Origin of the sequence: Kitasatospora sp. NPDC101176, assembly GCF_044768035.1 — a bacterium.
Classification (GTDB): Bacteria; Actinomycetota; Actinomycetes; order Streptomycetales; family Streptomycetaceae; genus Kitasatospora.
Window position 1 is genome coordinate 38,094 of record NZ_JBIWPA010000046.1, and the last position, 21,386, is coordinate 59,479.

A 21,386-nucleotide genomic window follows, 5' to 3' on the forward strand; every position below is an offset into this window, starting at 1 on the left:
ACGGCCCGCGGCGGAGCGGGGTTCCGGCGTTCCGGTACGCGAACGGGCGTGCGAGGATCGCCGGTAGGACGAGGTCAGGGGGCCAGGATCGTGTGCACGGCGTTCGTCAGCATCGAGCCCGGGGCGGCGGTGCCGGTGCTGCTCCTCTCCGTCCGGGACGAGTACCTCGGGCGGGCCTGGCTGCCGCCGGACCACCACTGGCCGGACCGGCCCGGCCTGCTCGGCGGTCTGGACCTCGCGGCCGGCGGGACCTGGCTGGCCGCCGACCCCGAACGGCGCGTCGCCGCCTGCCTGTTGAACGGCTTCGGCCCGGCCGCCCCGGCCGGCACCCGGCGCTCCCGCGGCGTTCTGGCCCTCACCGCCGTCCAGGAGGGCGGCATCGGCCACCTCGACCTCACCCCCCACGACCCCTTCCACCTCGTCGTCGCCCGGCCGGACGGCGCCCGGGTCACCAGCTGGGGCGGCGGCCGACTGGAGGAGCGCGAACTGCCGCCCGGCCTCAGCGTGGTGCTCAACGACGGGCTGGAGGGCCTGGCAGCGAACCGGACCGCCTCCGAGCGGATCCGCGCGCTGATGGCCGCCCGCGCCGAGCACTTCCGGGCCCGCCTCGAGGCCGCGCCCCGACCGGAGCCGCACGGCGACGGCCCCGTCGAGCGGGCCTGGGGAGCGTGGCTGCCGATCGTCACCGGCGACGGGCTGCCGCTGGACGACGACGCCGCGCTGATCCAGCGGCGGGACTTCGGCGACGGCCGGATCTGGGGATCCTCCTCGATCTCCCTGCTCGCCCTCGGGGCCGACCGGCTGCGCTACGACTTCGCCCCCGCGCCGGTGCCCGCCGGGGGCGGCGCGTGGCGCCGGGTGGCGCCCGGCCCGGACCGGCACGGCGGGTCCTGAGCGCCCTCCCTGCGCGCCGGTCCCCGACGGCGCCCGACCCGAGCAGCGCCCGACCCGAGCAGCACCCGAGCGCCCGCTCCGGCCCGCGGTGTCGCGCAGACGTCCGCTCGGTGAACTTCTGTCGGCGGCCCTGCCGGGCGTCTACATGCCCGTAGTAGCTTCGCGGGGCTCCCCCGGATCAGACCCCCGAGCGAAGGTGCGCGATGTCCACCCTGACCTACCCCGAAGCGATAGGCGTCGGCCTGCTGCAGGGAGTGACGGAACTCTTCCCGGTCTCCAGCCTGGGCCACAGCATCCTGCTGCCCGCCCTCATCGGCGGGAGGATCCAGCAGGACCTCGACATGACCGCCGAGGGCTCCTCCTACCTCGCCGTGCTGGTCGGACTGCACCTGGCCACCGCGCTCGCCCTGGTGGTGTTCTTCCGCAGGGACTGGGTCCGGGTGATCAGCGGGTTCCTCAGCTCGGTCCGCCGCCGCAAGGTCTCCGACCGGGACGAGAAGCTCGCCTGGCTGCTGATCGTCTCCACCATCCCGGTCGGGGTGGCCGGCCTCGCCCTGGAGAAGGCGCTGCGGCACGCGCTCGGCAAGCCCGTCCCGGCCGCGGTCTTCCTCGCCCTCAACGGGCTCGTCCTGCTCGGCGCCGAGCGGCTCAAGCGCGGCGGCACCGGCCGCCGGCGGGCCGGGCGCGCCGCCCCGCCCGTCGAGGAGCCGGGGCTGGACCCGGCGATCGCCTCCGACCACCGGCTGGCCCGGCTCGGCTACGGCCAGGGCGCCTGGATCGGCGCCGCCCAGATCCTCGCGCTCTTCCCCGGCATCAGCCGCTCCGGCGTCACCATGAGCGCCGGCATCCTGCGCGGACTGCACCACGAGGACGCCGCCCGGTTCTCCTTCCTGCTCGCCACCCCCGTCATCCTGGCCGCGTCCGTGCTGAAGGTGCCCGAGCTGTTCAAGCCGGAGAACTCCGGCGTCCTCGGCCCGGTCGTCGCCGGCAGCGTCGCCGCCTTCGTCGCCGGTTACGTCTCGGTGCGCTTCCTCACCAAGTACTTCGAGACCCGCAGCCTGACGCCGTTCGCCGTCTACTGCTTCGTCGCCGGCGTCGGCAGCGCGGTCTACCTGTCCCTCTGAGCCGATCGCCCCGGGCTGCGATCGCCCCGCGCCGCGCTCACACCCGGGCCAGGACGCGGGCGAGTTCGACCGGCTGCGAGACCATCGGCCAGTGCCCGGTGTCCAGCTCCACCAGCCGCCAGCCGCCGCCCGCGACCAGCTCCACCACCACGGGCGGCGGCTCCGGCCAGTCCAGCAGGCACTTCACGTAGGTGGCGGGCAGCGCGGCCAACGGCCGTTCCAGCACGGCCGGTTCGGTCAGCGAGGAGCCCGGGTGCGGGGTCGCGCCGGCGACGATCCGGTCGATCTGCTCCGTCGTCAGCCCCTGCTCGGCGAACTCCGCCGCCGGCATCGGCGCCCAGAACCCGCCGTTCGCGGCGATCGCCGCCACCAGCGCGGCCGGCTCCGCGCCCTGGTCGGCGAAGGACTCGCCGTCCACCGGCACGTTGGCGTCCACGAAGACCACCCCGGCCAGCCGGTCGCCGATCCGCTCCGCGGCCTGCCCCACCGGGATGCCCGAGTAGCTGTGCCCGACCAGCACGACGTCCCGCAGGTCGAGCCGCTCCACCGCGGACACCACGTCCGCCACGTGCGTCTGCTGCCCGGCCGGCTCCCCGCGCCGCTCCGCCAGCCCGGACAGCGTCACCGGGTGCACCCCGTGCCCCGCCGCCCGCAGCTCCGCGCCGACCTCGTCCCACACCCACGCGCCGAGCCACGCCCCGGCCACGAGTACATAGTTCGCCATGCGCGGCACGGTAGCGGGTGGGTGCGACAGGGGCCGGCGGATCCCGCCGCCCGCCCGGGGCGGACCGGGTCAGAGGCTCGCGACCGCGGCCAGCACCACCTCGGCGACGGCGGCCGGCTGCTCGACCAGCACGGCGTGGCCGGCGTCCGGGACGGTCACCGTCGTCACCCGCGGGCAGGCCTCCAGGGCCGCGCGCTCGACCGGCTGGAGGCCGATCTCGTCGTGGTCGCCGCGGACCACCCAGGCCGGCAGGCCGGTGCCGCAGAGCCGGTCGACGAGGGAGCCGTGCCGGTCCAAGTACTCGTAGTAGGCCCGGACGATCCGCCGGGCGGAGCCCGCCTCGGTCAGACCGAGGTCGGCCGTCAGAGCGTCGGCCCGGTGCGGCGGCAGGCTGCCGCGCATCGTCCGGGGCAGCGTCCTGACCAGGGCGGCCCAGGCCGCCGCGCCGAGCCCGGGCACGTGCCCCACCTGGTCCATGACGGCCAGGAACCTCGCCTCGTCCCGCCGGGAGAAGGTCGGCGAGAGCAACACCAGCGGCCCGGCGAACAGGCCGGCCGCGGCCGCCTCCAGGGCGACGTTGGCCCCCAGGCTGTGGCCCACCAGCACGTCGCAGCCGCGCTCGGCGGCGAAACCGGCCATCAGCCGGGCGTAGTTGTCCATCGACACGTCCGCGGGTGCGGCCGTCCCCCCGAAGCCGGGCTGGGTGACGGCCGTCAGCCGGATCCCGGCCGCGGCGAGCGACGGGTCGGCCAGCACGTCCTCGTACCAGACCGCGGAGCACATCCCGCCGGGGATCAGCACCACCCGGTGCCGGGCGTCGGCCGGACCGGCCTCCCGGACGTCCCAGTTCCCGTTCATGCGGCAACGTTCTCGTTCATGCGGCAGAGTCTGGGCCCGGGGTCCGGCCCCGGCGGGGACAGTGCTCCGATCGGAGTGTGTCGGTCGCGCCGGGGCCGGACGGCCCGGCCGTCAGCCGGTGAGGCCGAGGGCGGCCAGCCGGGTCGGGTCGGTGAGGATGTCCAGCGCGGTGATCCGGCCGTCGTGGATGGTGAACGACATGACCGACAGCGCCCGGCCCCCGGCGAAGGAGACCACCCCGGGCGAGCCGTTGACCAGGACCGGACGGCCGTCGGCCGCGAAGCGGGCGAAGGTGATCGCCTGGGCGGCGACCTCGGCCGCACCGCGCCGCAGCACGCTCGGCACCAGCGTGCCGCCGTCGGAGCGGGCCACCACCTCCGGGTCGAGCACCGCGAGCAGCGCCTCGAAGTCCCCGCCGCGGGAGGCGGTCAGGAAGGCGTCCACCACCTCGCGCTTGCGCGCCGTGTCGGCGTCGGCGGCCGGGGTGGCGCCCTGGACGCGGCGGCGGGCGCGGCTGGCCAGCTGCCGGGTGGAGGCGCCGGTCCGGCCGAGGACCGGCGCGATCTCGTCGAAGGGCACGTCGAACATGTCGTGCAGGACGAAGGCCAGCCGCTCGGCCGGGGCGAGCGTCTCCAGCACGACCATCAGCGCTATGCCGACCGAGTCCGCCACCAGGATCTCGTTCACCGGGTCCAGCGTGGACAGCCCGCTGACCACCGGGTCCGGCAGCCGGACCTGTCCGTCCTGCTCGGGCAGCGGGTCCTCGCGACGGGAGGTGCGCGAGCGCAACTGGTCCAGACAGACCCGGCCGACGACGGTGGTGAGCCAGGCGCCGAGGTTGCGCACCCCCGTCACGTCGGTGCGGCTCATCTTCAGCCAGGCCTCCTGCACGGCGTCCTCCGCCTCGGCCACCGACCCCAGCATCCGGTAGGCCACGGAGCGGAGTTGGGGCCGCTCCGCCTCGAACCGCTCGGCCAGAAGAATTTCCTCGCCCATCTGTCACATCCTCGCGTCGGGATCCGTCGGTCCTGTGACGGACGCTAACCGACGAGGAGCAGACGATGACCACCGCTCGGATGAAGAACCCCGCCATGGTACTGCCCGAGGCCATGACCGGCATCCAGACCATCTACAAGGCGATGTACCAGGGGGGCGTCTCCCCGAAGGTGCTGGAGCTGGTGCACCTGCGGGCCAGTCAGATCAACGGCTGCAGCGCCTGCGTGTTCGCCGGCGTCACCGGCGCCAAGCAGCACGGCGAGACCGACGAGCGGCTGCACGCGGTCGCCGCGTGGCGGGAGGCGCCGTTCTTCTCCGACGAGGAGCGCGCCGCCCTGGAACTCACCGAGTCGGCCACCCGGATCGCCGACCGCTCGGGCCGGGCCGTCCCGCAGGACGTCTGGGACGCCGCCGCCGACCACTTCGACGAGGAGCAGCTCTCCGCGATCATCCTGATGATCGCGCTGACCAACTTCTTCAACCGCATCAACACCACCATCGAGGAGCCGGCCGGCGCCACCTGGAGCTGACCCGGGGCCGCGGGGCCGCCGCGCGATAATCGGGACGGACCGCGACCGCCCCGGACAGAACGGCCCCCATGAGCAGCTCCTGGACCTCCTTCGGCGGCGACCTGCACCTGGACCTCACCGAGCGGCGGGCCGCCGGTGCCGGGTTGCGGGTCGCCCTGGAGGACGCCCTGCGCGAGGCCGTCCAGGACGGGCGCCTCGGACCGGGCACCCGGCTGCCGTCCTCGCGGGCCCTCGGCGAGGACCTCGGGATCGCCCGGAACACCGTCGTCGAGGCGTACGGACAGCTCACCGCGGAGGGCTGGCTCACGTCCCGGCAGGGGTCCGGCACCACCGTCGCCCGGCGCGCCGCACCGCGCCCCGGGCGGCGGAGCACCCGGCCGGCGGCGCGGGGCCGGAGCGTCCGGCACGACCTGTCGGCGGGCCGGCCCGACCTCTCGCTGTTCCCCCGCACCGCCTGGCTCGCCGCGGCCCGCCGGGCCCTGGCCACCGCACCGCACGACGCCTTCGGCTACGGCGGGCCGCTCGGCCGGATCGAGCTGCGGCAGGCGCTCTGCGACTACCTGGCCCGGGTCCGCGGGGTCCGCACCGACCCCGACCACCTGCTGATCTGCACGGGCGTCACCCAGGGCCTGGGCCTGCTCGGCGCGGCCCTGCGGGAGCGCGGTGCCCGCGGCATCGCGGTCGAGGGGTACGGCCTGCCCCCGCAGCACGCCGTCCTACGGGCCGCCGGGCTGGGCACCGTCGCACTGCCGCTGGACGGGGCCGGCGCCCGGGTCGAACGGCTCGACGGGCTCGGCTCCCGGTGCGGCGCCGTGCTGCTCACCCCCGCGCACCAGTACCCGACCGGCTCGGCGCTGGCCGCCGACCGCCGGGCCGCCGCCGTCCGCTGGGCGCGCGAGCAGGACCGGTACGTCGTCGAGGACGACTACGACGGCGAGTTCCGCTACGACCGGCAGCCGGTCGGCGCGATGCAGGCGCTCGACCCGGAGCGGGTGGTGTACGCGGGCACGGCCGCCAAGAGCCTCGCGCCGGGCCTGCGGCTGGCCTGGCTCGCCCTGCCGGACGCGCTGGTCGAGCCGGTGGCCCGGCTGAAGGCGCTGGCCGACACGATGTCCCCGGTGCTCGACCAGCTGACCCTCGCCGAGCTGATCACCTCCGGGACGTACGACCGGCACGTGCGGCGCTGCCGGCTGCACTACCGGCGGCGGCGGGACCAGCTGGTCGCCGCCCTGGCCGAGCACGCCCCGCGGGTGCGGGTCACCGGCATCGCCGCCGGACTGCACGCCGTCCTGGAGCTGCCGCCGGGTTCGCCGTCCGAGGCGGAGCTGCGGGCCCGGGCCGAGGCCGCCGGGCTGGCCCTGGGGACGCTGTCCTGGCACCTCGCCGACCGGGCCGTCGGCGAGGGCGCCGCGCCGGCCCTGGTGATCGGCTACGCGGCCCCGCCCGAGCACGCCTACCCGGCGGCGCTGGCCGCGCTCTGCGAGCTGCTCCGCGAGCGGTGAGCCCGGCCGGGCCGGGCCGGGGCCGCCGGACGGGCGGTGCGGCGAGCCGCCGGGGGTCACCGACGGCCCGGGGCGGGTCACTTGTTGCGGCTGCCGAGCTCGAACAGCAGCATGATGAAGCCGGCGAAGACGTGGATGCCCGCGGTGTAGATCACCAGGCGGAGGTAGACCCGCTTGTTGGCCCACTTCCCGGCGTCCATGGTCTTCGGGCCGGCCGCGGTGTCCGCCGCGGCGGTCGGCTTGGCGGCGGTGCTGGTGGGATCGGCCATGGGGATCTCCTCCGGTTCCTGACGGTGGGTCAGTGGGTGGCTGCGGGGCCGCCGCCGAGGCAGAGTTCACCGCCGGGGCTCTGCAGCAGGGTGTGGACGAAGAGCAGTTCGACGCCGGCCGGCGCGTCGGCGGCGATGCAGTGCGGGGTGAGCGAGTCGAAGTGGGCGGAGTCGCCGACGTCGAGCCGGTGGACGCGGTCGCCGAGGGTGAGCCTGAGCCGCCCCTGGAGGACGTACAGCCACTCCTCGCCGGGGTGGACCCGGACCACCGCGTCCTGCACGCCGGGCGGCACGTGCACCCGCAGCGCCTGCATGGCGCGGCCGGGGGCGCCGGCGCGGCGGTAGCCCCAGCCGCCGGCCCGGCCGGGGTCGATGGCGCCGCCGCGGACCACCGGGTCGGGTTCGGCCATGGTCTCGCCGAGGAGGCCCGAGACGGAGGTGCCGTAGGCGCGGGCGAGGCCGAGCAGGACGGGGAGGGACGGCTGGCGGCGGCCGGTCTCCAGCCGGGACAGATAGGCTGGGGAGAGCCCGACCCGCGCGGAGGCCACTTCGAGCGTCAGGCGGCTGCTGAGCCGGTGTTCCCGGAGGCGGGCGGCGAGGCCGGCCACCTCCTGGTCGTCGAGCTGGTCTCCCGGGGCGGGGGCCCCGGTCGGGCTGGTGGTCATGTGACCAGTGGACACCCGCCGTGCCGCTCGGGCAAGGATTTTGCCTCAGGGGCAAATCACCCGGAGGCTCCGCCGCCGGGCCGCGGGCCGGACCGGCCTCACGGCCGCGGGATGTTGCGCAGGTTGCTGCGGGCCAGGTCGATCATGCGCCCGACCCCGCCGGAGAGCACCGTCCGCCCGGCGGCCAGCGCGAAGCCTTTCAGCTGGGCCGCGGTGATGTGCGGCGGGATCGACAGCGCGTTGGGGTCGGTGACCACGTCGACGAGCGCGGGCCCGGGCCGTTCCAGCGCCTCGGCCAGCACCTCGCGGACCCGGCCCGGTTCGGTCACGCGTTTCGCCGGGACGCCCATCGCCCGGGCGATGCCCGCGTAGTCCACGTCCCCGTTGTCGATCTCCGACTCCGGGTAGCCGGAGACCAGCATCTCCAGCTTGATCATGCCGAGCGCTCCGTTGTTGAAGACGACGGTCTTCACCGGCAGCCGGTGCTTGGCGACCGTGAGCAGCTCGCCGAGCAGCATGCCGATCCCACCGTCACCCGCCATCGCGATGACCTGCCGCCCGGGGCAGGCGAGTTGGGCGCCGATCGCGTGCGGCAGGGCGTTGGCCATCGAACCGTGCAGGAAGGAGCCGATCACCCGGCGGCGCCCGTTGGGCTGCAGGTAGCGGGCGGCCCAGACGTTGTTCATGCCGGTGTCCACGGTGAACACCGCGTCGGCGGCGGCCACGTCGTCGAGCACCGAGGCGACGTACTCCGGGTGGATCGGCAGGTGCTCCTCGATGTCCCGGGTGTACGCGCCGACCACGTCCTCCAGCGCCCGGCAGTGCCTGCGCAGCATCCCGTCGAGGAAGGACCGGTCGGGCTCGGCCTCCAGCAGCGGCAGGACGGCCCGCAGGGTGGCCGCGACGTCCCCGTGGACGGCCAGCTCCAGGGCGCTGCGGCGGCCCAGCCGGGTGGCGTCGTGGTCGACCTGGACGGTGTGCACCTGCGGCAGGAAGGAGTCGTACGGGAAGTCGGTGCCGAGCAGCAGGACCAGGTCGGCGCAGTGCAGGGCCTCGTGGCAGGCGCCGTAGCCGAGCAGCCCGCTCATCCCGACGTCGTAGGGGTTGTCGAACTGGATCCACTCCTTGCCCCGCAGCGAGTGCCCCACCGGTGCGTTCAGGGCCTGCGCGAGCTCCATCACCTCCGCGTGCGCCCCGCGGACCCCCGCACCGCAGAACAGCGCGACCTTGCGGGCCGCGTTGAGCAGCCGGGCCAGCTCCTGCACCTGCGACCACGGCGGCGCGGCCACGGCCTGCTCGGTGAGGAAGTGGCTGCTGCCGGTGGGCCCGGCCGCGGGCAGCGCGGCGACGTCCCCGGGGAAGGCCAGCACCGAGACGCCGTGCGAGCCGAGCGCGTGCTGGACGGCGATCCGCAGCAGCCGGGGCAGCTGGGCGGGGGTGGAGACCATCTCGCACCAGTTGCTGCAGTCGGTGAACACCCGCTCGGGGTGGGTCTCCTGGAAGAACCCGGTGCCGATCTGGCCGGACGGGATGTGCGAGGCCAGCGCCAGCACCGGCAGTCCGCTGCGCTGGGCGTCGTAGAGGCCCTGGACGAGGTGGGTGTTGCCGGGCCCGCAGGAACCGGCGCAGACGGCCAGCCGGCCGCTCAGCTCCGCCTCCGCGGCGGCCGCGAACGCGCCGGCCTCCTCGTTGCGCACGTGCACCCAGCTGATGCCCTCGGCCCGCCGGATCGCGTCCACGACCGGGTTGAGGCTGTCCCCGACCACCCCGTAGACCCGCTCCACCCCGGCCTGCCGGAGCACCTCCACCATCTGTTCGGCCACGCTCGCCACGGGTGCTCTCCTTCCCGCCGGTACCGCCGCCCGCCGGGCGCTCGGGTGCCGGCGGCCGCCGGCTGCCACAGGACACCTGCACCCTCCGGCGGCCGGGCCCGGCCCGCACCCGGGGCGGGCCGAACAGGTGAGGCCGCCGCGGGGGCGGGGCGGGGGGCGATCCGGCTACTCCGCCGCCAGGTGGTCCGGCGACTGCCCGACCTTGCCGGCGGCCACGCCCGCCTGCGCCTGGCGCCGGGCCGGCTCCCGGCCGGGCGGCTGCGCGCACCGCTCCTGGGCCGGCGGCACGGTGGTCGGCAGGGTCACCGGCTCCCCCGCCTTCACCTGCACCAGCTCGCCGTCGTGGCGCAGGTGGAGCACCTCGCCGCGGCGCAGCGTGTACGTCGTCCCCTCGTGGGTGATCCGGACGCCGAGCAGCTGCCCGCGGACCAGCAGCGAGAAGCCGAGGCGCATCAGTCCGGCCGGCAGCCGGGGCCGGAAGGACAGCGCCTCCCCGTGGTCGCGCAGCCCGCCGAAGCCGGCCACCAGCGCGATGCAGGCCCCGGCCAGGGAGGCCATGTGCAAGCCGTCGCGGGTGTTGCCGCCCAGGTCGTGCAGGTCCATCAGGGCGGCTTCGGCGGTGTAGTCGTAGGCGAGGTCGAGCTGCCCGACCTCGGCGGCGATCACCGCCTGGGTGCACGCGGAGAGCGAGGAGTCGCGGACGGTCAGGCGCTCGTAGTAGGCGAAGTTGCGGGCCTTCTGCTCGTCGGTGAAGGCATCGCCCCTGACCTGCATGGCGAGCACCAGGTCGGCCTGTTTGACCACCTGCTTGCGGTACAGGTCGAAGTAGGGGAAGTGCAGCAGCAGCGGGTACTTCTCGGGCGGGGTGTGCTCGAAGTCCCAGACCTGGTGGTGGGTGAAGCCGTCGGCCTGGGGGTGGACGCCGAGGTCCTCGTCGTACGGGACGTACATCGCGGCGGCGGCGTCCCGCCAGGCGGCGGTCTCCTCGGTGTCGACGCCGAGGTCGGCGGCCTCGCGCGGGTGGCGGACGGCGGCCTCGGCGGCGGCGCGCAGGTTCGACTGCGCCATCAGGTTGGTGAACACGTTGTTGTCGGCGACGGCGCTGTACTCGTCGGGGCCGGTGACGCCCTCGATGCGGAACCGGCCGGCGACGTCGTGGTGGCCGAGCGAGCGCCACATCCGGGCGGTCTCGACGAGGAGTTCGAGCCCGTACTCGCGCTCGAACTCGGCGTCCGCGGTGGCCCGGACGTAGCGGGCGACGGCGGCCGCGATGTCGGCGCCGATGTGGAACGCGGCGGTGCCGGCCGGCCAGTACCCGGAGCACTCCTCGCCGCGGATCGTCCGCCAGGGGAACACCGCTCCGGCCAGGCCGAGTTGGGCGGCCCGTTCGCGGGCCAGCGGGAGGGTGGTGTGCCGCCAGCGCAGCGCCTGGTTGACGGCGCCGGGCAGGCAGTAGGTGAGCACCGGCAGGACGAAGGTCTCGGTGTCCCAGAAGCTGTGGCCGTCGTAGCCGGGGCCGGTCAGCCCCTTGGCCGGGATGGCCCGCTCCTCGCTGCGGGCGCCGGCCTGCAGGACGTGGAAGACGGCGAACCGGACGGCCTGCTGGAGTTCGACGTCGCCCTCGATCTCGACGTCGCTGTTCTCCCAGAACTCCCGCAGGTAGTCGGCCTGTTCGGCGACCAGGCCGTCCCAGCCGGTGTACCGGGCGGCGGTCAGCGCGGCCTCCACCTGGTCCCGGACGGCGGGCAGCGAACGGGTGGCCGACCACCCGTAGGACATGAACTTGACCAGCCGCAGCCGCTGCCCGGGCGCGAGCACGGTGGTGACGCTGACCCGGCACTGGTCCGGCGTGGCCTCCGCGACGGTGTCGAGCCGCTCGGGCCCCTCGATGAGGTGGTCCATCCCGGCGGCGACCCGGATGCCGCTGTAGCGGGTGCGGTGCACCAGGACGGCCTTGCCGTCCGCGGCGTGGTGCGCCTCGGACTGCAGCGGCGCCTCCAGGACGGCCGCGGCCCGCGGGTCCCCCTCGGGGCCGCCGGGCAACTGCTCGTTGGCGACCAGCTCGGACTGCAGCACGATCCGCACCGGCTCGTCGACCGCCTCGACGCTGTACTCGACGGCGGCGACGGCCCGCTGGGTCAGCGAGACCAGCCGGGTGGAGCGCACCCGGATCGTCCGGCCGGCCGGGGAGGTCCACTCGGCCTCCCGGTTCAGCAGGCCCTCGCGGAAGTCCAGCCAGCGCCGGTGGCTGACCAGTTCGCCGTAGCGCAGATCGAAGGGCTCGTCGTCGACCAGCAGCCGGATGATCTTGCCGTTGGTCACGTTGATGACGCTCTGGCTGGACTCCGGGTAGCCGTAGCCGCCCTCTCCGTACGGCAGCGGGCGCAGCTCGAAGACGCCGTTGAGGTAGGTGCCGGGCAGGCCGTGCGGCTCGCCCTCGTCGAGGTTGGCGCGCAGGCCGATGTGGCCGTTGGAGAGCGCGAACAGGGACTCGGCGCGGGCCATCGAGGTCAGGTCCAGCCCCTGTTCGACGATCTGCCAGGGGTCGACGGAGAAGTTGTCCAGGCCGGTCATGCGTCCTCCTCCGCCGCGAGCAGCTCGGCGAGGTCGTCGACGACCACGCTCGCACCGTCCCGGCGCAGCTCGGCGGCCTGTCCGGTGCGGTTCACCCCGACCACCGCGCCGAAGCCGCCGGCCCGGCCGGAGGCCACCCCGGCCAGCGCGTCCTCGAACACGGCGGCGTGCGCGGGCTCGACGCCGAGCGTGCGGGCGGCGTAGAGGTAGGTGTCGGGCGCGGGTTTGCCGGGCAGGCCCTCGCGCTTGGCGACGACGCCGTCCACGATCACGTCGAACAGCTCCTCGATGCCCGCCGCCCGCAGCACGTCGTGGCAGTTGGCGCTGGAGGACACCACCGCGCTGGGCAGGCCGAGCGCCTGCAGCCGGCGCACGTAGGCGACCGAGCCCTCGTAGGGCCGGACGCCCTGCTCGCGGATCATCCGCAGCACGGTGTCGTTCTTGGCGAGGCTGATCCCTTGCACGGTACGGGCGTTGGGCGGGTCGGCGTCGGTGCCCTCGGGCAGGTCGACGCCCCGGCTGCGCAGGAACGTCCGGGTGCCGTCGAGGCGCGGGCGGCCGTCCACGTAGGCGTCGTAGTCGGTGACGGCGTCGAAGGGGACGAACTGCCCGCCGGTGCGCGCCGCTTCGGCACGCAGGAAGGCGTCGAAGGTGTCCTTCCAGGCCGCCGCGTGCACTTCGGCGGTCCGGGTGAGGACCCCGTCGAGGTCGAAGAGGAATGCGCGGATGTCGTCCGGTAGCCCCAGCATGGGTGCAGTCTTACCCGCGAACACGGGGAAGCCGCCCATTTCCCGGCGGCGCGTCGCGGGAAGGGCGGCTTCCGGCCCGTCCGGCCGCGCCCGGCCCGGGCCGGGGTCGGGGCCGGGACGGGCACCGGGGTCGGGGCCGGCATCGGGGGCGGGCGGCGGCGGCCGGATCAGGGCGAGTCGGGCATCTGCGCCTCGGCGGCCGCCGTCACCGCGAAGACCGCACCCTGCGGGTCCGAGACCACGGCCATCCGGCCCGACTGCATGTCGAACGGCGGCTGGATCACCGCGCCGCCGGCCTTGACCAGGGCGTCGACGGTGGAGTCCACGTCGTCCACCGAGAAGTACGCCATCCAGTGCGAGGGCGTGCCCGTCGCCAGGTACCCGGCGACCGGCTGCATGCCGCCCACCGTGCGGTCGCCGACGTTCAGCGAGTAGTAGCCCTCCATGCCCTGGATGGTCGCCGGGCGCAGCCCGAGCGCCTGGTGGTAGAAGGCGCCGGCCAGGCCGGTGTCCGTGGTGTTGAGCTCGTTCCAGACCAGCGCTCCCGGCTCGTTGACCACGCCCGCGCCGATGAAGTCGACCTTCTGCCAGACGCCGAACACCGCGCCGGTCGGGTCGGCGGCGACCAGCATCCGGCCGACGGTGCCGACGTCCATCACCGGGTAGAGGATCGTGCCGCCGTGCTCGGAGATCGACCGGCTGCTCGCGTCGGCGTCGTCCGAGGCCAGGTAGGTGGTCCAGCCGACCGGCGGCAGCGGCTGGCCCTCGGGCGCGGACTGCGCCATGATCCCGGCGACCGGCTTGCCGTTGAGCGAGCACACGGAGTAGCCGCCGAACTCGGCCGGGCCGACCTCGCCCTGCCAGCCGAACAGGTCGCGGTAGAAGTCGAGCGCGGCCTGCTGGTCGCTCGCCATCAGATCGATCCAGCACGGGGTGCCGGGCTTGTACGGAGCGGTGACTACGGGCATTGCTGGGCCTCCCGGAGGCAGTGGTCGCCGGCGCGGTGGTCGTCGGGGCGGGCGGTCGTCGGGGCGGGCGGCCGACGGCCGTCCGGTGCCGACCGTCCGCGCGAACGGCCGTACACGGCCACCATCGGCCCGCCACCGCGATCCCGCCACCGGACGGCGCCCTGCTGGGCGACCGGGCACGGAGCGACCACCGGGCGGTCACCCGGCGTCGTGCCGGGACGCCGTGACGAAGTACGGCTGCACCTTGCCGCTCTGCGCGTAGTCCTTGAGCCGGACCAGCAGTTCGGCCCAGGTGCCGGCGACCATCGGGACGCCCTCCTCGCTGCCCGGCTGCCAGCCGCCGTGCCGGAACAGCAGGCGGGTGCGGTCGGGCGCGTCGGGCTGGTCGGCGAGGTCCCAGCTGATCCAGGTGCCGGCCCAGTGCGGCGGGAAGGCGCCCGCGTTGGCCCACACCACCCGGTCGAGGTCGGCCCGCTCGCGGCGCAGCCGGAACGGCTCGGGCACCCCCGGGAAGTCGAACAGCAGGACGTCGCCCTCCCGGTCCACGGCCGTGGTCCACCAGCTGGTCAGCCCGTCGTGCGTGTTCAGCGCGGCGAGGACGACGGCCCGGGGCGCGGCGATGTCGAACTGCAGGGCGATCTCGGGCATCGGGTCCGCCTTTCGCTGGGCTGCGCGGCTCCCCCCGCCCCTCCTCCGGCCACCATGGCACGACCCCCGGGCCGACGCGCCCCGGAGGGCGTCGGCCCGGGGGTCGTCCCGGTGCGTCGCGGCGGGGCGGGCCTCAGCCGCCGCTGCCGTAGGTGGTGTTCGCGCAGATGTCGTCGTCCGCCGAGCGGGCGTCGTTGGTGACGGTGGTGGGCAGCGGCGCCGGGGTCGCCGGGGTGCCCGCGGCCGTGCCGCTCGCCGACGCGCCGGCCGCACCGGTGGCGGAGCCCGCGCCGTTGGCCGCGGCGAAGTCCTTGCCGACGATCACCGTCACGCCCGCCGAGTTGCCGGCCTCGACGCTGGCGCCCGGGAAGAGCGCGGCGACCTTGTCGGCGTTCGCCTTCTGCCCGGAGCCGTACTCGATCATGGTGGTCTTGTACTTGGTGCTCGCCGCCTGGCCGGCCGTGGTGGCCGTGAACTTGGCCGCCTTCAGCTGGTCGGTCGCCTTGCCGGCCAGGCCGTTGACGATCGTCCCGTTGTAGACCGCCACCTTGACCGTGGAGTTGCCGGCGTCGGCCGGCACCGGGGCGCTGGTGGGCGCGGCCGCCGGCGCCGAGGCTCCGGCGGAGGGGCTGGCCGCGGCGTCCGGCTGCTGGCCGGTGGCGTTCTGGCCGTCGATGGTCTGGTCGGCCTTGAGGGTGGCCCAGAGCTTGCCGGCGTCCGGCTGGACGAGGTCGATGTTGGCGTCCTGGGTGCGGTAACGCCAGGGAGCCGTCACGAACTTGAGGTCGTGCATGTCGATGTTCTTCAGCGACAGGCCGAACGAGAGCAGCTTGTCCGCGGAGGACAGGCCCGGGTCGACGGTCAGCGACTTGGTCGCGGCGTCGGCGAGCGGCAGCAGGGTGGTGGGGCTCAGCCCCTCCTTCTTCATCTTGCTGGCCAGCGAGCTGAGGAAGGCCTGCTGGCGCTTCATCCGGCCGATGTCGGAGCCGTCGCCGATGCCGTGCCGCAGGCGCACGTAGTCGAGCGCCTTCTGGCCCTGGACGGTCTGCTTGCCCGCCGGGAGGACGAGGTCGCCCTTCTTCTTCAGGTTCGGGTTGATGTCGCCCTCGTAGATCGCCTTCGGCAGGCAGACGTCGACGCCGTTGACGGCCGAGGTCATCGCGGAGAAGCCGTTGAAGTCGACCACCATGGTGTGGTCGACCCGGATGCCGGTGAGCTTCTCCACGGTGTTCTGGGTGCAGGCCGGGTTGCCGTCGTCGCTGCCGCCGGTGGAGAAGGCGGCGTTGAAGAGGTCGTTGCCGCCCTTGGTCCACTTGCCGTTGGGCAGCTTGCAGGGCGGTATCTGGACCATCGCGTTGCGGGGGATCGAGATGCCCACGGCGTGCTTGTGGTCGGCGTAGACGTGCAGCAGGATCGTGGTGTCCGAGCGGGCGCCGCCGTCCTCGCCGCCGCCGAGGTCCGCGTTGTTCTTGCCGCGGCTGTCCGAGCCGATCAGCAGCACGTTGACCGGCTTGTTGCCGTCCGCGTCGGCCTGCGCCTCCGGGGGGCGGTCGGTGGCGATGGCGTCGGCGTCGAAGGACTTGATGTTGGCGTTCAGCTTGAAGTAGATCGCGCCGCCGGCGCCCGCGATCAGCACCAGCACGCCGGCCGCCGACCAGGCGACGATCTTCTTCACGTTCTTCTTGGGCTTGCTGCTCTTGCGCGCCGCCGCCCGTCCGCCGCCGGCCGGTCCGTCCGGCCTGCCGCCCTTGCCGCCGTCCTTCCCGCCGTCCTTGCCGCCGCGGCCGCCGCCCTTGCCCTGAGCGGCCCGTCGGGCCTCCGCCCGGCCACCGGTGCGGGGCTGTGGCACGGCGCCGCCGCTCTCCGTGGTGAGCGCGCCGGGCGCGTCCTCGCCCCGGGCCGGGCCCTCGCCCCACTGACCTGACATGCGCGTACCTTTCACCGACGGAAGCGACGCCCCGGACGATCTGGCGCACCGCACACAGAGAGACGGTCGGGACCGCTCCCAGGTTGCACATACGAACGTAGGTACAAACCGACGAACGTGGCTTCCGATCATATTTAGGCCCGACGTGATCACCGACCTCCGGGCCACCACCAGCCCCGGGATCCGGCGTACAAGTGCCGGACAGAACCGGCGAAAACGCCCGATTCCGACGTGACCTACCCCACCCCCGCCCATGGCGCCGGCACAGCCCCCGGATCCGTTGCCCGCCCCCGCCCGCTGCCGTGCGTCACCGGCCGGTCGCGGCCCGGTCACGGGCGGGGGTGGGGGCGGGGGCCGGGCGGCGCGGGGCGGCTGCCCGCGGGAGGGGTGCGGCGGGCCCGGGCCGGGTGCGCGCGGAGGTGGCGGGCGGCGGGCGCGGGGCTCCGGGGCACGGGTCCGAGTGCGGCACGGGTCCGAGTGCGGCACGGGTCCGAGTGCGGCACGGGTCCGAGTGCGGCGGCCCGGATTCCGGGGCGCGGCGGGGCCGGATCGCATCCGGACGCCCGGCTCGGGCGCCGCGCACCCGCGGCACCGCCCCACCGGTTCGCTGACGGAGCGTCAGTGCGAGCCCCGTGGCGCGCGAACGGCAGCGCCCCGGCCGAGTGGCTCGGCCGGGGCGCTGCACCGCAGGTCGGAGGCGGTTCGCTCACGTGTGGGCCACCAGGGGCTCGAACCCTGAACCTACGGATTAAAAGTCCGCAGCTCTGCCAATTGAGCTAGTGGCCCGCGGCCCTGGTCCCGGCTGGGAAGGGCCACCGTGATCCTACCCGGTGGGGCCCAGGGCTCCGCCAGTGGATTGCGCGGGCGCGCCGGGTCCGCGGGGCCCTTCCGGGGGCGCGGTGTAGTGGGCGGCGCGCACCCGGCGGAGCCAGGATTCGGCCGGGCGCGGGTCGGGCGCGGCGGGCAGGACGCCGGGGCGGGCGAGGCGGTCGGCGGCGTCCGCGATCAAGGACTCGGCGACGGCGGGCCGCTCCGCGATGCGTTCGCCGAGGTCACGGACGTGCTCGGGATCGGTGAGGCGGACGGCGTTGTGGCCGGTCTCGTGCAGGAGGACGGCCTGGCCGACCAGCCGGACGAGGTGCCGGGCGTGCTTGGCGGCCCGGCGGCGGGCCGCCGGGTCGGTGCCGTCGCGGGTCAGCAGCTTGCGGAACTGCTGCTCCGCGTAACCGAGATAGGCCTTCCGCACGGCCGGAGCGCTGAGGAAGCTCGAGCGGATCTCGACCAGTTCCGCACCGAGCGGCGTGCGCACCTCGTACAGCTCGTCCGGCAGCCAGACGAGCTCGGAGGCGGTCGGGTTGCAGGACAGGGCCAGCCGGCACCACTTGGCGGCCTCGTGCAGGGTGACGTCCGGCCCGGTGGTCACCTGCGACTCCGCCGGGCGGTGCAGGCCGTGCAACTCCTCGGTGGGCACGGCGAACAGCCCGAGCCGGTCGACGTCCGAGCCGGCGTGGGCGAAGCCGTACGCGGTGGAGCCCACGACGCCGGACAGCAGGACCGGGCCGGGGGCGGCGGGTGCGGCGGACATCGACGGTCTCCTCTGGTCCGGGCCGGGGCCGGCCGGGGCGGAGCTGCGCCCTCGCCGCGACCGGTACCGCATCCTCCCCGGTCGGGGCGCGCCGGGCGAGCGAATTCCGCTCCGGGGCCCGCCCGGAGGGACCGGCGGGTAGCGTACCGACCATGTCGACCACCACCTCCGACGACGTCCTGATCATCACCGGCGCCGGTCGCGGCATCGGTGCCGCCACCGCCCTGCTGGCCGGCCGGCGCGGCTACCGGGTCTGCGTCAACTACCGTGCGGACGAGGCCTCGGCGGCCGCCGTGGTGGACGCCGTCCGGGCCGCGGGCGGCACCGCGATCGCCGTCCGGGCCGACGTCAGCCGGACCGCCGAGGTGGAGCGGCTGTTCGCCACCGTGGACGCCGAACTCGGCCCGCTCACCGGCCTGGTGAACAACGCGGGCACCCTGGAGCGGCAGTCCCGGCTGGAGGACATCGACGAGGACCGGCTGAACCGCATCTGGGCCGCCAACATCACCGGCCCGTTCCTGTGCTCCGCCCAGGCCGTCCGCCGGATGTCCACCCGGCACGGCGGCCGCGGCGGCGCCATCGTCAATGTCTCCTCGGCCGCCTCCCGGCTGGGCTCGCCCAACGAGTACGTCGACTACGCCGCCGCCAAGGGCGCCGTCGACTCGATGACCCGCGGCCTCGCCCTGGAGGTGGCCGCCGAGGGCATCCGGGTCAACGCCGTCCGCCCCGGGCTCATCCACACCGACATCCACGCGCTCGGCGGCGAGCCCGGCCGGGTCGAGCGGGTCGCCCCCGGACTCCCGATGCGGCGCGGCGGGCGGGCGGAGGAGGTCGCCGAGGCCGTCCTCTTCCTGCTCTCCCCGGCCGCCTCGTACACCACCGGCGCGTTCCTGGAGGTCTCCGGCGGCCGCTGACCGCTCCGGCGTCCCCGGCGGACGCCGAAAGGCCCCCTCCGGTTTCCTTCCGCCGACCCGCCCGCCGCCCGTACGGTGATGCCATGACCGACGCCTTCATCGACATCCCCGGTGTGCGCAACTTCCGTGACGCGGGCGGGATCGGCGCCCTCCGCCGGGGCGTGCTCTACCGCTCCGGCTCCTTCCACGACCTCACCGAGGAGGGCGCGCGGCGCCTCAAGGCCCTCGGTCTGCGCACCGTCCTCGACCTGCGCAGCCCGTTCGAGCTGGAGGTCTGGCCGGACCTGCGGCACGGGCTCGACCACGAGACCCTCAACCTGCCGACCCTGCCCGCCAACCGCGAGGACGTCGACCGGCCCTGGCCGGAGGACCAGGCCTCGCTCTACCCCTTCATGGCCGGGACGGCCGGCCCCTCCCTCGTCGCCGTGGTCCGCCACCTGGCCGCCCCCGGCACGCTGCCCGCCGTCGTCCACTGCGCCGTCGGCAAGGACCGCACCGGGCTCACCATCGCCGTCCTGCAGTCGCTGCTCGGCGCCTCCGAGGAGGAGATCACCACCGACTACCTGCGCTCCAACGTCGGACTCGGCCTCGACAAGGGCCCCCAGCCGTACGTCGACGAGACCGGCGCCGAACGCACCTCGCGCCCGATCAGCGCCGCGCTGCTCGACTCCGCCCTCTCCTGGATCACCGGCCGGCACGGCTCCGTCCCCGACTACCTGCGGGCCCACGGCGTGACCGACGAGGAGCTGACCGCTCTGCACGCCAACCTGTCGGGCTGAGCCCCGGCGGGCACGGCACGCGGCACCGGCGGCGGCCCGGCCCGGCGGCACACCGACCCAGGCAGCACCGAGCCGGGCGGCCCCGGCCCTCAGCCCCGGCCCGCGGCCCTCAGCCCCGGCGCTCGAAGCGCCACCACTGGGTGGGCGAGTCGACGTCCTCCCACTGGTGGACGGCCCGGTCGGGGGCCGGGGCGGCGGTGAGCGGCTTGCCGCTGATGAAGCTGGTGATCGTGTAGGTGCCGGGGTCGTCCACGTGGGCCTCCAGCAACCACTCCTGGGCGCCGAAGGCGTTCGCCGACCACTGCTGGACGGGCACGCCGTCCTCGACCGAGGCGCCGGTGACGTCGAGGCGCTTGCCGCTGCCCGCGTTCTCCAGGTGGCGCAGCGCCCCGCCGGGGTGCACGGCGGTCAGCTGCCAGAGCTGGGCGTCGGAGCCGTCGTCGGCGCCCTGGCGGACCCGGGCGCCGCTGCGGCGGCTGCCGTCGGCCACCTCGAGCAGCAGACCGCTGCCGACGTTGCGGATCAGGTAGCGGCCGTCGGTGATCGCGGTCTCGCGCGCGCTGTCAGTCACGCTCGAAGTGTGCCACCGGGGACTGACGGAGCTCGTAGCCGAAGACCGCGGCGAGCACGGCGGCGGTGGCCGCGACCTGGACGAGCGCGGAGACCTCGGTGCCGAGCGGGACGGCGGCCACCACCAGGGCGGCGCCGGCCAGGCGCGGGGCGTTGGGCCGCAGGCCGAAGAAGCGGCGGACGGCGGTGTTGACCACCAGGTAGAGCGCGGTGCCGCCGGCCAGCGAGGCGGCCTGCGGGAGGCTCACCGGGGCCACCGGGTGGGCGACCGCGGACTTCACCCCGGCGGCGAACAGCAGCACGCCGAGCAGCAGGCCGAAGTGGCCGAGGTTGTAGACGGTGACCGCGGCCCGGTTGCGCTCGGCCGAGGGCAGCGCGGCCATGTGGTGCTCGGCGCGGGCGTCGTCGTCGTGCCCGAAGTACGCCCACCACAGGCCCACGCAGACGCTGAGGCTGAGCAGGGCGACGGCGATCAGCCCCGGGCCGAGGTCCGTGCTGCCGGCGCCGACGCCGATGGCGATCACCGACTCGCCGAAGGCGATGATCACGATCAGCCCGTGGCGCTCCACGAAGTGGTCGGCCCGCAGCCGGAACTCCGGCAGCCCGGCGAGCCGCGGGGTGACGAACTGCAGCGCGAAGGCCGCCGCCCAGAAGGCGAGTTGGACCGTGCCGGTGAGGTAGCCGCCGGTCACCACCAGGGCCCCGCCGACCAGGTTGGCCCCGCCCATCCGCAGCACCGGGGCGAGCGCCACCCCGGCGGCCGCGAACATCCCGGTGTGCACCGCGACCACCACCAGGTACGCCCAGCCGAAGGCGGCGCCGCTGCCCTCGAAGGCGTGCGGGACGGCCAGCGAGATGACCAGGAACGCGGCCATCGCCAACAGCAGCAGACCGCGCCGGCCGTGGGTGCGCGGCGGCATCGCGTTGGTGAGCCAGATGAAGGCGTCGTACATCCACCAGATGACCGCCAGCATCACCAGCACCTGCGCGAACCCACCGGGGGTGAGGTGGTGGACGAGGCTGCCGGTGAGCTGGGTGATGGTGAAGACGAAGACGAGGTCGAGGAAGAGCTCGAGCGGGGCCACCTTCAGGGCCGGCTCGGCCGCGGAGGCCGGGCGGGCCGTCACGCGGCGGGAGTCGAGGGCACGGGACGCGGTCACCGCGCGAGTATGCGGTACGGCGGCGGTGCCGCGCGGGGTTTTCCACCGAGCGGGCACCGGCACCCGCGGGAGTACCCGGCGGGCCCCGGCCGTCGGGCGTCCGGGGCGCCGCCGCCCG

The 21,386-nt window shown here is 75.0% G+C and carries 20 protein-coding genes and 1 tRNA gene; 6 read left to right on the forward strand and 15 right to left on the reverse strand.

The window, feature by feature from the left end; translation table 11 throughout:
- Positions 1-90: 90 nt before the first annotated feature.
- Complete coding sequence (locus ACIRS1_RS36725; RefSeq protein ID WP_402846852.1) at positions 91-894, forward strand: NRDE family protein; 804 nt, start codon at positions 91-93, stop codon at positions 892-894.
- 203 nt (positions 895-1,097) lie between these two features.
- On the forward strand, positions 1,098-2,018 hold the full coding sequence (locus ACIRS1_RS36730; protein WP_360218519.1) for an undecaprenyl-diphosphate phosphatase: 921 nt from the start codon (positions 1,098-1,100) through the stop codon (positions 2,016-2,018).
- 37 nt (positions 2,019-2,055) lie between these two features.
- Here the strand turns inward: ACIRS1_RS36730 and ACIRS1_RS36735 are convergent, their stop codons facing one another.
- The 3 genes from ACIRS1_RS36735 to sigJ form a co-directional block, all read right to left on the reverse strand.
- Positions 2,056-2,742, reverse strand: coding sequence for an alpha/beta fold hydrolase (locus ACIRS1_RS36735; RefSeq protein WP_396318093.1), 687 nt, complete (start codon positions 2,740-2,742; stop codon positions 2,056-2,058).
- Between the two features lie 69 nt (positions 2,743-2,811).
- Positions 2,812-3,600 carry an alpha/beta fold hydrolase gene (locus ACIRS1_RS36740; RefSeq protein WP_402846854.1) on the reverse strand — a complete coding sequence of 263 codons (789 nt, stop codon included), beginning with the start codon at positions 3,598-3,600 and terminating at the stop codon, positions 2,812-2,814.
- 111 nt (positions 3,601-3,711) lie between these two features.
- A complete protein-coding gene (gene sigJ, locus ACIRS1_RS36745) occupies positions 3,712-4,596 on the reverse strand; it encodes an RNA polymerase sigma factor SigJ (RefSeq protein WP_360218510.1) in 885 nt (294 codons plus the stop codon).
- Between the two features lie 65 nt (positions 4,597-4,661).
- Between sigJ and ACIRS1_RS36750 the strand changes: the two genes are divergently transcribed.
- Both ACIRS1_RS36750 and ACIRS1_RS36755 read left to right on the forward strand, forming a co-directional pair.
- Positions 4,662-5,126 carry a carboxymuconolactone decarboxylase family protein gene (locus tag ACIRS1_RS36750; protein WP_360218507.1) on the forward strand — a complete coding sequence of 155 codons (465 nt, stop codon included), beginning with the start codon at positions 4,662-4,664 and terminating at the stop codon, positions 5,124-5,126.
- Between the two features lie 68 nt (positions 5,127-5,194).
- On the forward strand, positions 5,195-6,628 hold the full coding sequence (locus ACIRS1_RS36755) for a PLP-dependent aminotransferase family protein (RefSeq protein ID WP_402846856.1): 1,434 nt from the start codon (positions 5,195-5,197) through the stop codon (positions 6,626-6,628).
- Between the two features lie 77 nt (positions 6,629-6,705).
- Here the strand turns inward: ACIRS1_RS36755 and ACIRS1_RS36760 are convergent, their stop codons facing one another.
- The 10 genes from ACIRS1_RS36760 to ACIRS1_RS36805 all read right to left on the reverse strand — a co-directional run bounded on the left by ACIRS1_RS36760 (position 6,706) and on the right by ACIRS1_RS36805 (position 17,845).
- Positions 6,706-6,897 carry a DUF6126 family protein gene (locus ACIRS1_RS36760; protein ID WP_360218501.1) on the reverse strand — a complete coding sequence of 64 codons (192 nt, stop codon included), beginning with the start codon at positions 6,895-6,897 and terminating at the stop codon, positions 6,706-6,708.
- 29 nt (positions 6,898-6,926) lie between these two features.
- Entirely contained in the window at positions 6,927-7,562 is a 636-nt protein-coding gene (locus ACIRS1_RS36765) for an XRE family transcriptional regulator (protein ID WP_360222543.1), read from the reverse strand.
- Between the two features lie 98 nt (positions 7,563-7,660).
- The gene (locus ACIRS1_RS36770; protein ID WP_402846858.1) at positions 7,661-9,394 is read right to left on the reverse strand and encodes a pyruvate dehydrogenase; all 1,734 of its coding nucleotides are present in this window, start codon (positions 9,392-9,394) and stop codon (positions 7,661-7,663) included.
- A gap of 165 nt (positions 9,395-9,559) precedes the next feature.
- Complete coding sequence (locus ACIRS1_RS36775; RefSeq protein WP_402846859.1) at positions 9,560-11,968, reverse strand: glycoside hydrolase family 65 protein; 2,409 nt, start codon at positions 11,966-11,968, stop codon at positions 9,560-9,562.
- On the reverse strand, positions 11,965-12,717 hold the full coding sequence (locus tag ACIRS1_RS36780; protein ID WP_402846861.1) for an HAD family hydrolase: 753 nt from the start codon (positions 12,715-12,717) through the stop codon (positions 11,965-11,967). The genes ACIRS1_RS36775 and ACIRS1_RS36780 overlap by 4 nt, the downstream gene beginning before the upstream one ends.
- 167 nt (positions 12,718-12,884) lie before the next feature.
- Entirely contained in the window at positions 12,885-13,685 is an 801-nt protein-coding gene (locus ACIRS1_RS36785) for a VOC family protein (protein ID WP_360222531.1), read from the reverse strand.
- Between the two features lie 198 nt (positions 13,686-13,883).
- A complete protein-coding gene (locus ACIRS1_RS36790) occupies positions 13,884-14,333 on the reverse strand; it encodes an SRPBCC domain-containing protein (RefSeq protein WP_360222528.1) in 450 nt (149 codons plus the stop codon).
- A gap of 133 nt (positions 14,334-14,466) precedes the next feature.
- Positions 14,467-16,260, reverse strand: a complete 1,794-nt coding sequence (locus ACIRS1_RS36795) for an LCP family protein (protein ID WP_402846862.1) — start codon at positions 16,258-16,260, stop codon at positions 14,467-14,469.
- Between the two features lie 713 nt (positions 16,261-16,973).
- Positions 16,974-17,046, reverse strand: a tRNA-Lys gene (locus tag ACIRS1_RS36800).
- Positions 17,047-17,083: 37 nt separating this feature from the next.
- On the reverse strand, positions 17,084-17,845 hold the full coding sequence (locus tag ACIRS1_RS36805; RefSeq protein WP_402846863.1) for a DNA polymerase beta superfamily protein: 762 nt from the start codon (positions 17,843-17,845) through the stop codon (positions 17,084-17,086).
- 152 nt (positions 17,846-17,997) lie between these two features.
- Here ACIRS1_RS36805 and ACIRS1_RS36810 point away from each other — a divergent pair, with 152 nt between their 5' ends.
- Together ACIRS1_RS36810 and ACIRS1_RS36815 are read left to right on the forward strand one after the other, a co-directional pair.
- On the forward strand, positions 17,998-18,759 hold the full coding sequence (locus ACIRS1_RS36810; RefSeq protein WP_402846865.1) for an SDR family oxidoreductase: 762 nt from the start codon (positions 17,998-18,000) through the stop codon (positions 18,757-18,759).
- 83 nt (positions 18,760-18,842) lie between these two features.
- Complete coding sequence (locus ACIRS1_RS36815; protein WP_402846866.1) at positions 18,843-19,538, forward strand: tyrosine-protein phosphatase; 696 nt, start codon at positions 18,843-18,845, stop codon at positions 19,536-19,538.
- Positions 19,539-19,647: 109 nt separating this feature from the next.
- On the opposite strand, the gene ACIRS1_RS36820 is transcribed toward ACIRS1_RS36815, so the two are convergent.
- The gene (locus ACIRS1_RS36820) at positions 19,648-20,109 is read right to left on the reverse strand and encodes an RICIN domain-containing protein (RefSeq protein WP_360222513.1); all 462 of its coding nucleotides are present in this window, start codon (positions 20,107-20,109) and stop codon (positions 19,648-19,650) included.
- Positions 20,102-21,268 (reverse strand): low temperature requirement protein A, encoded by a 1,167-nt coding sequence (locus ACIRS1_RS36825; protein WP_360222510.1) that lies wholly within the window; start codon positions 21,266-21,268, stop codon positions 20,102-20,104. The genes ACIRS1_RS36820 and ACIRS1_RS36825 overlap by 8 nt, the downstream gene beginning before the upstream one ends.
- Between the last annotated feature and the right edge of the window lie 118 nt (positions 21,269-21,386).

What these genes read in the sequence shown, in the direction of transcription:
- ACIRS1_RS36730 (WP_360218519.1), top strand. Translation starts at nt 1,098, where the DNA reads ATGTCCACCCTGACCTACCCCGAAGCGATAGGCGTCGGCCTGCTGCAG.
- ACIRS1_RS36735 (WP_396318093.1), bottom strand. Translation starts at nt 2,742, where the DNA reads ATGGCGAACTATGTACTCGTGGCCGGGGCGTGGCTCGGCGCGTGGGTG.
- ACIRS1_RS36740 (WP_402846854.1), bottom strand. Translation starts at nt 3,600, where the DNA reads ATGAACGGGAACTGGGACGTCCGGGAGGCCGGTCCGGCCGACGCCCGG.
- sigJ (WP_360218510.1), bottom strand. Translation starts at nt 4,596, where the DNA reads ATGGGCGAGGAAATTCTTCTGGCCGAGCGGTTCGAGGCGGAGCGGCCC.
- ACIRS1_RS36750 (WP_360218507.1), top strand. Translation starts at nt 4,662, where the DNA reads ATGACCACCGCTCGGATGAAGAACCCCGCCATGGTACTGCCCGAGGCC.
- ACIRS1_RS36755 (WP_402846856.1), top strand. Translation starts at nt 5,195, where the DNA reads ATGAGCAGCTCCTGGACCTCCTTCGGCGGCGACCTGCACCTGGACCTC.
- ACIRS1_RS36760 (WP_360218501.1), bottom strand. Translation starts at nt 6,897, where the DNA reads ATGGCCGATCCCACCAGCACCGCCGCCAAGCCGACCGCCGCGGCGGAC.
- ACIRS1_RS36765 (WP_360222543.1), bottom strand. Translation starts at nt 7,562, where the DNA reads ATGACCACCAGCCCGACCGGGGCCCCCGCCCCGGGAGACCAGCTCGAC.
- ACIRS1_RS36775 (WP_402846859.1), bottom strand. Translation starts at nt 11,968, where the DNA reads ATGACCGGCCTGGACAACTTCTCCGTCGACCCCTGGCAGATCGTCGAA.
- ACIRS1_RS36780 (WP_402846861.1), bottom strand. Translation starts at nt 12,717, where the DNA reads ATGCTGGGGCTACCGGACGACATCCGCGCATTCCTCTTCGACCTCGAC.
- ACIRS1_RS36785 (WP_360222531.1), bottom strand. Translation starts at nt 13,685, where the DNA reads ATGCCCGTAGTCACCGCTCCGTACAAGCCCGGCACCCCGTGCTGGATC.
- ACIRS1_RS36790 (WP_360222528.1), bottom strand. Translation starts at nt 14,333, where the DNA reads ATGCCCGAGATCGCCCTGCAGTTCGACATCGCCGCGCCCCGGGCCGTC.
- ACIRS1_RS36795 (WP_402846862.1), bottom strand. Translation starts at nt 16,260, where the DNA reads ATGTCAGGTCAGTGGGGCGAGGGCCCGGCCCGGGGCGAGGACGCGCCC.
- ACIRS1_RS36805 (WP_402846863.1), bottom strand. Translation starts at nt 17,845, where the DNA reads ATGTCCGCCGCACCCGCCGCCCCCGGCCCGGTCCTGCTGTCCGGCGTC.
- ACIRS1_RS36810 (WP_402846865.1), top strand. Translation starts at nt 17,998, where the DNA reads ATGTCGACCACCACCTCCGACGACGTCCTGATCATCACCGGCGCCGGT.
- ACIRS1_RS36815 (WP_402846866.1), top strand. Translation starts at nt 18,843, where the DNA reads ATGACCGACGCCTTCATCGACATCCCCGGTGTGCGCAACTTCCGTGAC.